Source organism: candidate division WOR-3 bacterium (assembly GCA_013177935.1).
GTDB lineage: Bacteria > Hydrothermota > Tepidihabitantia > Tepidihabitantales > Tepidihabitantaceae > Tepidihabitans.
Window position 1 is genome coordinate 230,365 of sequence record JABLXZ010000004.1, and the last position, 12,335, is coordinate 242,699.

A 12,335-nucleotide genomic window follows, 5' to 3' on the forward strand; every position below is an offset into this window, starting at 1 on the left:
ATTATACCTCCTTATGCTCTTCTGCGCTTCTGTGCTCTTCTTCCTTGGTAAGTTCACTTAATTGAACTTCCAGCCGGGATGCAACTTCTGCTCCGCCCCGGCTCGCATTTTTAATTTGGTTCAAAAGCGCCTCAACCGGAAAGGTACCCGTGCTTTTTAAAAAGTAAAGCAGCGCGAGCAGTGTTGCATTTTTTGCCCCAGCCATCTTAACAAAGGGCTGAGTTATCACCTTTGCTCCGCTCGGCGGCAAGGTCAACGACTCATCGATTATCAACAACCCCTGGCTCATTTTGCTCAACAACTTTTCTGTATAGGAAAGTCCATCCTGAGAAACAACGACCACCACATCGGGAGTTTGAATACCGGTATACAGTATCGGCTGCCGGTCAATCACAACCTCGGCTACTGAGTAACCGGTGCCAACAGTTACCGGATAGGTACCCTTTTTGGTACTGTAAAGACCACTGACAATCGCTGCTCTTGCCAGCAACTCAGCGGCTTGTTGCACCCCACCGCCTGCCGAACCACCAAGTAAGATGCCCAGCCGATTCTCAACTTTTGCCGTCCATTGCCGGGTAATTGGCTCCTCGTCTAAAAGCGAAGCCCGGTTGGTGTCCAATGTTAACCGTAGGACCGGTTTTGCCGGATTGCGCCAGACACCAAACTCCAGCCCGGCATTTTGCGCAAGCGCCTCTGTTTTCTGCCCGGGATTGTACCTCAAACCGTAACTCGTGCAGATTTCCACAACCTCCACCAGAGAAAAACCCGGTACTGAAAAAGCCTCGACCAGACCGTCAGAAAAATCACCTGTTCCATTGAGGCGGCTTACATATTCCGCACCCGCGCTATGAACAATTCGGCACAGGTCATAATGAGGTTCCAGTTTCCCCTCCGGGCGCAAAGGGGTCTTAAAACCGCAGGGTGTAAGAGAGCTTGGTTGACCGCCGGTCATTCCGTAAAGCATATTGTTCAACACCAGAACCGTGAGCGGGAAGTTCATCCGGGCACATTCAATCAAATGCTGAATGCCGATTGAAGCCCCGCCATCTCCCATATAAACGACCACCTTACCCTTTTTTAGTCCCGCAGCAATTCCCGCGCCCAGCGCTGAAGAACGGCCATGGAGCCCGTGAACCGTGTGGGTGCGGAAAAACGGGTCAACGATGCCATGACAGCCGATGTCGGTGACCAGAACCACCTCCAGTGGCTTCAGCCCGAGCCGGGTGAGCGCCTTGGCGGTTTGCCGAACTACCAAATGGTGCGAACAGCCCGGACAAAACGGCAGTGGTTCAGGAGATAAAAAAGGCGACTCGACCATTTTCCATCACCCTATCGACAATCTCTTCGGGTGCAATCATCTTCCCCAGCGAGTTCACGCCAACAACACCGTCCCGTCCCTGCACACCGAACAGAACGGTCCGGAAATGACCCGATAGATTCTCCTCGGCAACAACAACTCGGGGATAACGGGAAATGATGTCAAGATACTCAGGCGGCACCGGCAGCAAAGTGTTAGGTAAAAGCAGCGAGACCTTTTTCCCTTTACTGCGAAGCAACTTAACCGCCTCACGTGCTGCCAGCGCCGCATTCCCCCAGGCAACAATCAAGGTGTCAGCACCCGTTTCCTCATCAAGGCTGTATCTTGTGTAACGGCTCAGGTTGGCGTACATCTTCTTTTCCAGCCGGGCGGTATTTTCCAGCCCCGGAGCAGAAAGATGCTGAATGATGCCCTGCTGGTTGTGGGTTGAAGCGTTCAACCGAACCTGGTGAAGAGTATTACCAACCGGCAGAAAATGCGGAACAAGGTCTGCTCCTGGTGCATAAGGTTCATAATGTTCCACATCAGGACACCCGGGACGTGATATCGGCTGCACTTCCGGCAGTTTTTTGAGGTCAAAACTGCATTGGGTCATCACAATCTCTTTGGTGGTCAAAAGCACAACCGGCGTTCGCAGACTGGCTGCAGTTGCCAGCGCCAGCGGCGGAACCGTCCAGCAATCCTCCAGACTGTTGATACAAATCACCGGTAACGGATGCCCCCCGGAAATCGTTCCACGTAAAAGCAACAGGTCACCATCAGCGCCCGCAGTTGCTGAACCGGTTGCCGGACCAAGCCGCTGTGCCAGAACTACAACAACCGGTAACTCCATCATATACGCCATATTGATTGACTCGAGCATCAAGGCAAAACCGGGGAATGATGTCGCGGTAACAGGTAAAAGCCCGGTGGCAGAAAAACCACAGAGCCACTGCATCGTGGTAATTTCATCAGGCGCGCTGAGCGCCGCCGGAAACCTCATAATCGCATATCGGTAAAGGAGATTTGCCGGGGTTATGGGATAACCGACAAAAACATCAGCACCAGCCCGGGCAAGTGACTCTATTATCAGACGCGAGCCGTCAGTTAAAACCATACCGCAGACCGCCTGCCCTGCCCAATTTTAACTTTGACCGTTTCTTCTCCCCTATTTTGTCCGGCAAAAGCCCGAGTCGCCGGTATACCGCCTTAACATTTTTCAAAAGCTCCCTGATGTCAAACACCCGGTCTAACTCTTTCGGAGTCAAGAACCTCTGCACCTGTTTATTCGCGCGCGCCCGGTCGGTGAACCGTTCTCCCTGCTCTGTTGCTTCAAAGGCAAGGCGCTGAACCAACCGATATGCCCGGGTGCGACTCAATCCTTTCTCAACCAGCGCCGAGAGCAATGACTGGGAGAAAAATGTCTCGCCGGAAAGAAGCAAATTCCTTTTCATCTTTTCTTTGTTTACCACCAGCCCGGCAAGCACCTTATTCATCTGCCGCAAACAGTAATGAACCAGAGTAAAACCTTCGGGGATGGTTATTCGCTCCGCTGCTGAATTGGTCAAATCCCGCTCATGCCACAAAGCGATATTCTCCAGCGCCACCAGGGCGTAGCCCCGAATAATCCGCGCCAGAGAACAGACACGCTCGCAGATAATCGGATTTTTCTTGTGGGGCATCGCTGAGGACCCTGCCTGGGTTTTCCCAAACGGTTCTCCTAGTTCGCCAATCTCGGTACGCTGCAGGTTTCTAATTTCGGTGGCGATACGCTCCAGCCCTGCCGCAATCAGCGTTAGGGCAAGGATGGTTGATGCGTGCCGGTCCCGGGGTATAACCTGTGTTGAAACCGGCTCAACCTTCAAACCAAGACGCTTCAGCACCCTTTTCTCTACTTCCGGCGGCAGTATCGTATAGGCTCCAACAACACCGGAAATCTTACCGTAACTTATCTCTTCCCTTTCCCGGCGCGCCCGCTCAATACCCCGCTCAATTTCTGCCAGCCAGGAAAGACACTTCAAACCGAAGGTAATCGGCTCGGCATGAACCCCGTGCGTTCTGCCCATCATTGGCGTGTCCTGATGCTCCAGTGCCAGATGGGCAACGGTTCTTCTTAACTCATCAAGCGCCGCCAGCACAATCTCCCAGGCACGACGGCACCGCAACGCCAGTCCCGTATCAACAACATCATAGGAGGTGAGTCCATAATGGACATACCGCCCCCACTCGCCAATGCTCTTGGCAACGCTCCGGGTAAAGGCAATTACATCGTGATTGGTGATTTTTTCAAACCGCTCAATCTCCCTGACCTTAAAACTGGCACGCTGGATTTCTTTTGCTGCGCGCTTCGGAATAATCCCCATCTCTCCCTGAACTATCGCAACCGCCTTCTCAACCTCAAGCCAGGAGGCAAACTTTGCCTCTTCGCTCCACAGTTCTGCCATTTCTGGGGTTGAATATCTCGTACTCATTGTAACTGGTACAGAACCCTTAACTGTTCACCCTTGCGGTCAATCACCAGGTCGATAAAATTCAACCGCCGTTCCAGCCGCTCCTTAAAAGTGCGCGCCCCATCCACCACCTTCCCATTACTCAAAAGAATCACATCTCCCGGCATCAAACCAATCTTCTCGGCGATACTGTTACCCTTCACCTCAACCACCACCACCCCTTTCTTATGGGCGATACCAAACCGGGTTCGCAGTGCGGGATTGATATCCGCAACCACCGCCCCAATCTTTGTGGAAAACTTCTCATAATCGGCTGATGCCTGACCCAGCGCCTCATTGATAAACCGCTTCACCTCATTTATCGGTCGGGCAAAACCCACCCCTTCTGAACCACCGGCATGAGAGAAGATAAAAGTATTAATCCCGATTACCTCGCCCAGGGCATTGACCAGCGGACCTCCAGAATTTCCCGGATTGATTGCCGCATCGGTCTGAATCATATCGGTATAAACCGCATCACCCCTTCCCGACTTAATGTCCCGATGCAAAGCAGAAATCACCCCAACCGTAACCGTGGGCTGGGCATCTTCAATCAGAAAACCGAACGGGTTGCCAATCGCGATCGCCCATTCACCAGTCATCAGCTCATCAGAATTGCCGAGCGTCGCAACCGGCAAATTTTCTCCGGGTATTTTCAAAAGTGCCAGGTCCCGGTCCGGGTCCAGTGCCACCAGTTCCGCGTCAAAACTGCGGTTGTCGGGCAGCGTCACCTTAATCCGGGTGGCATTGGTCACAACATGGGCATTGGTGACAATATAACCTTTCTGGTCAACAATCACACCCGAACCCATCGACTTAATCTCCTGACGGAATGTGTGGCGGGGGAAAAAGTCTCGAAAGAAGTCGTCAAACCCAAAGATGTCAAATGGCTCATAACTCACCACCCGGGTCTGGGTAACAACAACCGAAACCACCGCTGGACTTACATTCCGGGCAGCAACAACAATCGCATTCACCCGGGAACGGGTAACATCCTCCTGAACCGTTGCCGGAGAAACCTTTTGGTTACCGGTAGGTGCCTGTGGTAACGCCCCGCAGGAAACTGGGAAAATCAAACCGACCAGTAAAACTATTCTGAAAGCCAAACTTTTCACAAAAATGAGTTTACCGATTGAAATTCCATCGTCAAGAATAGAAGTTTGGACATCACTTTGTCTATCGCCGGTTAAAAACCACCCTTTTTAACTTGACTCAGATGAAAAGTTTCCTATAATCGGCTATAGGATAAAATTATGCCTAAAAGAACTTATCAACCGTCAAAGATTCGTCGCAAGCGCACGCACGGCTTTCGCGCCCGGATGAAAAAGGTCGGTGGCAGACGGGTGCTCAGCAATCGCCGGCGTAAGGGTCGTCATCGTCTGACCGTATGAATCGACCGGTGCCCGCAAGGCACATCTTGATTTATGCGCGAGAGCCTGAAGCGAGAGGAGATTGTCCGGGGTCGCCGCTTGATTGCGGCAATTTTGCGCTCGGACAAAAGGGTAGCCGGTGTTACCCTTACCCTCCGCTTCCGGCATCAACCATCAAATAACCAGGCAACTCTTCCTCCCCGCCGCGTTGCCATTCATTTAAGTTCTCGAATCAAAGGTGCGGTGGTCCGCAATCGGCTCAAACGCTGGCTCCGGGAAATCTACCGCCGTAACAAAGACTGGTTTGCTCCGGGGTTTGACTATCTAATTCAGGTAAAGCCCGATGCGGCTCGGCTCAACTTTCACCAGTTAAAACAGGAACTGCAGAACCTTGCCCGCGCCACTTACACTCCTTCCTCTACCTTGACCGAATCCCGCACCTCTTCTTCTCCCTTGACAGGAGGGAACAAAGGGGAGGGTGTCACCTTGCCGGACACCACCTACCAAACAAAACCGTTTGTTCCTAAACCGAGGAGCGGTAATGCTCAAAACGCTGCTTAAACTCCTTATTCGGCTCTATCAGTGGACGCTCGGCACCGTTTTACCTAACTCCTGCCGGTTTTATCCGACCTGTTCCCATTATGCGCTGGAGGCGCTGGAAAAACACGGCGCCGGTATAGGTATCGTGCTTGCTGTCCGTCGGGTCTTACGCTGCCACCCCTTTTCACCTGGTGGCTATGACCCGGTACCCGAGAAAAAAGAAATAAAAGGAGTTAAAAAGTGAACGACAACCTACGAATGCTAATCGGCTTTGTAATCATCGTCTTAATCCTCATCTTCTACCCGATGATTCTGCCCAAAAGACCGAGACCCGCACCTGTACCCGATACAGTTCAAACCCAGCCCGCGGTCCAACCTGCACCCCGGGAAACGGTTGCCCTCGCGCCCGCACCGCCTGTTGATACCCCGGTTGCCGAAACCACCGCTCTTCTTGAAAACAAGTTTTTGCAGGTCGAATTCACCAGCCGGGGCGGTGCGCTCAAATCTTGCTATCTTAAACGCTACCAGGTGCAACTGGTTCCGGAAAACAGCACCCTGCTCGCTAACACCCAACTGCTTAACCTGCCCGCAACCCTCATTCAGACCGAATCCACGGTAACCTTCACCTACAATCTGCCTCAGGGGCAGTTGAAAAAGACCTTGGTACTGGGAAAAGATTACACCATCCTTGTTCACTTTGAGGGCTTGCCGCCTGAAGGCACCCTGACCTTTGATGCCCGGGCTGGCATTCCAACAACCGAGAAGGAGGTCAAAGAAGACCTTGCCAACTTCCATTTCTACGCCCGCACCGCCGGCAAAATCAGTCAAATCTCCTCGGGGCAACTACGCAAAAAACCGTTTTTTACCACCGCGGACTGGGTTGGCTTAAAGTCCAAATACTTCTTCCTTGCCATAGTAAACCAGACCGGTAATTTCGACTCGGTTCGGGCTGAACCGCTTGCCGACAACCGGATTGGCTTTATCGCGCCGGTAAAATCCGCAAACGGTGCCCGCTTCCTTGTCTATGCCGGACCGATTGAATACAACCGGTTGCGCTCCTTCCATCTCGGATTTGAGAATGTTGTCAGTCTGGGCTGGCTCAAACCAATCGCTTTGGGCATCCTTTATCTCTTACGGCTCTTCTATCAACTGGTGCGCAACTGGGGCTGGGCAATCGTCATATTCTCAATCCTGATGAAAGCGATTTTCTATCCCCTGTCCCGCACCCAGTTAAAACAGATGCGTAACTTACAGCTCCTCCAGCCCAAGATTGAGGAACTGAAAAAGAAGTATAAGGACGACCCCCAGATGCTCAATCAGGAGACGATGCGCCTGTACCAGCTCTACAAAGTCAACCCGCTTTCGGGTTGCCTGCCCCTACTTGTCCAGATGCCGGTCTTCTTTGCCCTTTACGCGGTGTTGCGCAACTTCATCGAACTGCGCGGTGCCGGCTTTTTGCTCTGGCTTAAAGACCTGTCCCAGCCCGACACCCTTTTCGGTCACATACCCCATGGGGTGCCGCTCATCGGTGGGTTTGCCATTGGTCTTTTGCCCATCCTGATGGGAATATCATTCATCGCCCAGAACCTTCTGACCTCAACCGATAAACGGAACTGGGCGATGACTATCATCTTTCCGGTCTTCATCACCGCTATCTTCTTAAACCTTTCGAGCGGTCTGCAGTTGTACTGGTTTATCTATAATATCCTCTCGATTCTGGAGAGTGTAATCGCAACCAAAGGAGGTAATATATGGCAGAAAATCAGAAAGTCCCCGAATCTGGGGGTGAAGTAAAAGACACCGAAAAGACAAACTCCGCTGAAATGGAGCGGATTACTCGAGTCGTGCAGACACTTATCGGTTACCTTGGAGTTCGTGCCGGCGTCGAAGTGACCCGGGACGAGCAGGGCTATCTCGCAAACATCAAAACCAAACGTGCCAGCGCAATACTCATTGGCCGCCGGGGCTCAACCCTGAAGGCACTGCAGCACCTGGTTCGTACCATTGTCCGCCGGGAGTTTCCTGATGTCGCGCCAATTCTCGTTGATGTTGCCGGTTATCGCCAGCGCCGGGACAACTTCCTGCGCAAAAAGGCGCTCGCCGTTGCCAAGATTGTTATGGAAACCGGACGCGAGATGGCACTGGACTTCCTTACCGAGAAAGAGCAGAATGTTGTCCAGGAAGCGTTAAAAGATATGCCCAGAGTGCGGGTTTATGCGGTCGGTACCGGACCGCGGCGTAACGTCGTGATTGCACCGGTTGAAACCGGACCGCAAAAACTGAATGCGGTCTGACACAATTGTCGCCCCGGCAACTCCGCCTGGGGTCAGCGCCCTGGCGGTAATTCGGCTTTCCGGACCAGACACCTGGTCTGTCCTGCGCCGGCTTGTGCCCGATTTTCCATTAGAAAAAAGGCGCGGTCCGACCTTAAAACTGGTCTGGCTCAAAGATGAAAAAGGCCAACCGGTGGACCATGTGATGATAACCCTTTACCCCAAACCCCGCTCCTACACCGGCGAAGACCTTGCGGAAATCTCCTGCCATGGCAGCCCCTTGATTATTGACCTGATTACCAGCCTTTGCCAGCGTTATGGCTGTCGTATTGCCGAACCCGGTGAGTTTACCCGTAGGGCGGTGCTCAACGGCAAACTCACCCTTTCTCAGGCTGAGGCGCTGGGCGCGCTCGTCTATGCCCAGACCCTGCCCGCGCACCGTTCTCTTATCGCCGCATATCAGGGCGCGACCAGCCGGCTGGTCAACGAACTCGGAGAAAAGATACGCGAACTCTACACCCTAACCGAATACCTCCTCGGTTTTGATGAAGAAGAAAAGACCGACGAAACCGGGCTCAATAAAAAATCCAAAGAAATCATCGCGCAACTTAACCAGGCAATCTCTCAGGCAGAACGCAACCGCTTTTTACTGGAACCGGCGCGGGTAACAATCATTGGCCGTCCCAATGTCGGCAAATCCAGTCTGTTTAACCGCCTTCTGGGTGAAGAACGGGCAATCATCAGCCCATTCCCGGGCACGACCCGTGACTATCTTGACGCCACAACCACCATCAACGGTATTTTGGTCCGGCTTATTGACACTTGCGGCTTTGACCCGAAAACCCGAAACCCATTAACCCGACTCGGCACCCGCAAAACCGAAGTCGCCCTTAAAAACAGCGACCTCCTCCTTGTCGTATTTGACGGCTCTCAGCCGGCACAACCTCAGGACCGGTCAATTCTTGCCTTGACCGAAAATTTCCCTAAAATTTATATTATCAACAAGAGTGACCTCAACCGTCATCTTGATAACCATTTCCTGCCCGCTCCCGCAATTACCCTATCCTGCAAAACCGGCACCGGCATCAACCGATTGCGCAGGGCGCTCGTCCGCCATCTTTCCGCCTCTCCTATCCGCACAACCTGTCCGGTCATCACCCGGCGTCAAATTGAGGCGCTTATTACCTGCCGGGACCGGCTTTGCGCCAGCCTTTTGAGTTCCAACCTCGAAACCCGTAGCGTTGAAATCGGTTTTGCGCTTGACGCCTTGAACCAGATTGACCGACCGCTCACCAGCGAAGAACTCCTGAACCGAATTTTTGAAAACTTCTGTGTTGGCAAATGATGGAAAAGATTCTTCTCTGGCTTGACCACACCCCGGCGGCACGCGCTGCCGCCACCTGGACGATAAACCTTGCCCAGCGCCTATCGGCTCGGGTCTATGCCCTCTATGTCCTGCCCCCGGAAGGAAAACCGGCAACTCCCCGAACCCGGGCACAGAAAACAGACACCAAAAAAGAGGAAGAAGCCTGGGAACTCCTCTATGAGGTTGAGGACGAGGCGTTTGCCCAGGATGTCCGGATATCGTTGCTCTTTGAACCGGGCGAACCGCTTGAGCGATTTCGTGAAATCCTCGCCAGTTACAACCCGGACCTGGTCGTGGTCGGCGCCGATGGTCCGTTTTCTCCCGTTGAAATCATCAAACAGTCACCCCAGCCAGTAGTGTTTGTAAAAAAAATCCCCGCCCTTGCGGGAAATAGTAAGGAGGATTGATGCTGAAAAAGGTTTCAGAACTTCTTCCCCGTTCGGCTATTATTCTCGAACTAAACGCCAAAGAAAAAGAGGCGGCAATTAAAGAACTCGCCGCCCCGCTTGTGCAAGCCGGGTTTGTCACCGATGAGGCGCAATTTGTCAGCGCCATCCTGCGCCGGGAAAACTTAGAGAGTACCGGCATCGGCTTTGGTGTTGCCATTCCCCATGCCCGCACCAACGCCGCGGTCAGCACCGTCCTTGCCTTTGGCCGTTCCAGCACCGGTGTTGACTTTTCCAGCCTGGACGGTAAGCCTTCCCATCTCATCTTTCTCATCGCCTCACCAGAGACGATGAAACGGGAATACATCTGGACCCTTGCCAAACTGTCCAGTTTGTTGCGCCGCGACGAGGTACGGAACGGGCTCACCAAAGCCCAAACCGTGGATGAGGTTTATTCAATAATCGAGCGTTACGAACGGTATTAAACCCGCCGCTGCGATGGAAATTACCTACACGCTCTTCCGCGCCCGCCAACTTTTGATAGAAAAGTTCAATCAACTGGGCTACACCATCGCGCCGGACGAAATCCGCGCCCCGGTCCCGGGTGTCCAAGCCGACCTCGCCATCCCGGTTTTCCGGCTGGCAAAAACCCTCGGCAAAAACCCGAACGAACTGGCAACCGCAATCAGCCCGCGCCTTGACCTCAGCGCCACGCTGTTTGCCTCGGCAAAACCGCTCAATGGCTACATCAACTTAAAATTTCATCCCGAGCGGTTCGCCTGTGCCGTTTTTGCCGACTACTGTGCCGCACCGGATAAGTACGGCAGTTTTACCCTGGGCAAAGGCAAAACCGTCGTAATCGACTACTCCTCACCCAACATCGCCAAACCGTTCTCGGTGGGCCATCTCCGCTCCACCGTTATCGGTCAGGCGTTAAAAAACATCCTCTCCTATCTCGGCTATCAGGTTATTGGTGACAACCACCTTGGTGACTGGGGAACCCAGTTTGGCAAACTCCTTGCCGCCTACGGACTGTGGGGAAACGAAACCCAGCTAAACCAGAACCCGACCCTGCACCTCCTTGACCTCTATGTCCAGTTCCACCAGAAGGCAAAACAGGACCCGGCACTTGAAATCAAGGCAAGGGATTGGTTCCGCCGGCTGGAACAGGGCGACCCGGAAGCACGTAACCGCTGGCAGCAGTTTGTCCTTCTCAGCCTCAAGGAGTTTGAAAAAATCTATCAGCTCCTCGGCATCACCTTTGATGTCACCCTGGGCGAAAGTTTTTACGCCCCTTTTCTGCAGGATGTGATTGACCGGGCATTGCAAATGGGTGTTGCCCGGAAACAGACGCCGCCCCGGGACGAAAAAAATATCGATGACGAGGTCAACCCGGAAGAACCGGTTGTCCTTATTCCCCTTGACCAGATGGGCATTACGGTCCCTCTTATCCTCCAGAAGTCGGACGGCACCAGCCTGTACGCGACCCGGGAAATTGCGACCGTTGAGTACCGTATCAAAACCTGGCACCCGGAAAAAATCCTCTATGTCGTCGGCAACGAACAGGAACTTTACTTCAAACAGTTCAACGCCGCCCTCAAACTCTTAGGCATCACCACCCCCTGCATCCACATCGGCTTTGGCTTAATTCGCCTGCCCCAGGGCAAACTTTCCACCCGGGAAGGTCGGGTCATCCTTCTTGAAGATGTCATTAAAGAGGCGATAGAGCGGGCAAAAAAGGTTGTGATGAGCCGGGACCTGCCCGAAAACGAAAAAGCGGATATCGCCCGCAAGGTGGGCATCGGCGCGATAAAGTACGCCGACCTCTCCCAGAACCGGCGCAAAGATGTGGTGTTTGACTGGGACCGGATGCTCTCCCTTGATGGTGACTCAGCGCCCTACCTCCAGTACGCCTACACCCGCACCCGCTCGATTCTGCGCAAAGCCTCCCCAACCAACCTATCAAGCGCCAACCCCAGCCTGCTCATCGCCCCGGAAGAACAGGCCCTGCTTCTTGACATCGCCCGCTTTCCTGATGCCATCCTTTCTGCCGCGGAAAACTATGAACCCCACCGTATCGCCAACCACCTTTATAACCTTGCCCGGGACTTCTCCACCTTTTACGACCGCATCCCGGTGCTTAACGCCGATACCGGGGAACTGCAACTCGCCCGGCTCGCCCTGGTTGAAATGACCGGCACCATCCTTAAAACCGGCCTTGGCTTACTGGGCATCGAAGTGATGGAGCGGATGTAAATCCGCCCGAAAACCCAGCCGGGAAAAGTATACTTTAAAGTATACAACTTAGAACAGGCTGATTTCTTATAACAATTTGTAATTTAAAAACTTAACTCAACTTCACCCCATTTTCCCTACCCAACCCCGGGGTAGTCTCGGGAATGGTATGGGAAATTGTTGGTCTTACCGTTTTTCAGGCACATTTTGGGCTAACTTCTCAACCCCCAATCTCTTAAGTTACCGCATCAAAAACCCCTGCCCAACCGCTCGCCGCTCTGACACCACCCGCGAACTCAAACTTTAACACCAACCGCAACTCATCTGCTAAACCCAAAACTCTGCTCAACCGCCCGGCTAAAGCTTAGTCTCCTATTAC

The 12,335-nt window shown here is 53.2% G+C and carries 13 protein-coding genes; 9 read left to right on the forward strand and 4 right to left on the reverse strand.

Going from position 1 to position 12,335, the window contains the following annotated elements; all coding sequences use genetic code 11:
* Position 1: 1 nt before the first annotated feature.
* From HPY86_07715 to HPY86_07730, 4 genes are read right to left on the reverse strand one after another with little or no spacing between them, the layout of a single operon-like run.
* Positions 2-1,318 carry a hypothetical protein gene (locus tag HPY86_07715; GenBank protein ID NPV14798.1) on the reverse strand — a complete coding sequence of 439 codons (1,317 nt, stop codon included), beginning with the start codon at positions 1,316-1,318 and terminating at the stop codon, positions 2-4.
* Complete coding sequence (locus HPY86_07720) at positions 1,290-2,414, reverse strand: hypothetical protein (protein NPV14799.1); 1,125 nt, start codon at positions 2,412-2,414, stop codon at positions 1,290-1,292. The genes HPY86_07715 and HPY86_07720 overlap by 29 nt, the downstream gene beginning before the upstream one ends.
* Entirely contained in the window at positions 2,401-3,768 is a 1,368-nt protein-coding gene (locus HPY86_07725; protein NPV14800.1) for an adenylosuccinate lyase, read from the reverse strand. The genes HPY86_07720 and HPY86_07725 overlap by 14 nt, the downstream gene beginning before the upstream one ends.
* On the reverse strand, positions 3,765-4,901 hold the full coding sequence (locus HPY86_07730; protein NPV14801.1) for a trypsin-like serine protease: 1,137 nt from the start codon (positions 4,899-4,901) through the stop codon (positions 3,765-3,767). The genes HPY86_07725 and HPY86_07730 overlap by 4 nt, the downstream gene beginning before the upstream one ends.
* Before the next feature lie 138 nt (positions 4,902-5,039).
* Here HPY86_07730 and rpmH point away from each other — a divergent pair, with 138 nt between their 5' ends.
* From rpmH to argS, 9 genes are read left to right on the forward strand one after another with little or no spacing between them, the layout of a single operon-like run.
* A complete protein-coding gene (rpmH, locus tag HPY86_07735) occupies positions 5,040-5,177 on the forward strand; it encodes a 50S ribosomal protein L34 (protein ID NPV14802.1) in 138 nt (45 codons plus the stop codon).
* A gap of 33 nt (positions 5,178-5,210) precedes the next feature.
* Positions 5,211-5,717 carry a ribonuclease P protein component gene (gene rnpA / locus HPY86_07740; GenBank protein ID NPV14803.1) on the forward strand — a complete coding sequence of 169 codons (507 nt, stop codon included), beginning with the start codon at positions 5,211-5,213 and terminating at the stop codon, positions 5,715-5,717.
* Positions 5,698-5,940 (forward strand): membrane protein insertion efficiency factor YidD, encoded by a 243-nt coding sequence (gene yidD, locus HPY86_07745; protein NPV14804.1) that lies wholly within the window; start codon positions 5,698-5,700, stop codon positions 5,938-5,940. Before rnpA ends, yidD begins: the two co-directional genes overlap by 20 nt.
* Positions 5,937-7,490, forward strand: coding sequence for a membrane protein insertase YidC (gene yidC / locus HPY86_07750; protein NPV14805.1), 1,554 nt, complete (start codon positions 5,937-5,939; stop codon positions 7,488-7,490). The genes yidD and yidC overlap by 4 nt, the downstream gene beginning before the upstream one ends.
* Positions 7,448-7,990, forward strand: coding sequence for a hypothetical protein (locus tag HPY86_07755; protein NPV14806.1), 543 nt, complete (start codon positions 7,448-7,450; stop codon positions 7,988-7,990). The genes yidC and HPY86_07755 overlap by 43 nt, the downstream gene beginning before the upstream one ends.
* Positions 7,980-9,314, forward strand: a complete 1,335-nt coding sequence (gene mnmE, locus HPY86_07760; GenBank protein NPV14807.1) for a tRNA uridine-5-carboxymethylaminomethyl(34) synthesis GTPase MnmE — start codon at positions 7,980-7,982, stop codon at positions 9,312-9,314. The genes HPY86_07755 and mnmE overlap by 11 nt, the downstream gene beginning before the upstream one ends.
* Entirely contained in the window at positions 9,311-9,742 is a 432-nt protein-coding gene (locus HPY86_07765; protein NPV14808.1) for a universal stress protein, read from the forward strand. The genes mnmE and HPY86_07765 overlap by 4 nt, the downstream gene beginning before the upstream one ends.
* Positions 9,742-10,206 carry a PTS sugar transporter subunit IIA gene (locus HPY86_07770; protein NPV14809.1) on the forward strand — a complete coding sequence of 155 codons (465 nt, stop codon included), beginning with the start codon at positions 9,742-9,744 and terminating at the stop codon, positions 10,204-10,206. Before HPY86_07765 ends, HPY86_07770 begins: the two co-directional genes overlap by 1 nt.
* A 13-nt stretch (positions 10,207-10,219) precedes the next feature.
* Positions 10,220-11,977, forward strand: a complete 1,758-nt coding sequence (argS, locus tag HPY86_07775; GenBank protein ID NPV14810.1) for an arginine--tRNA ligase — start codon at positions 10,220-10,222, stop codon at positions 11,975-11,977.
* Positions 11,978-12,335: the final 358 nt, after the last annotated feature.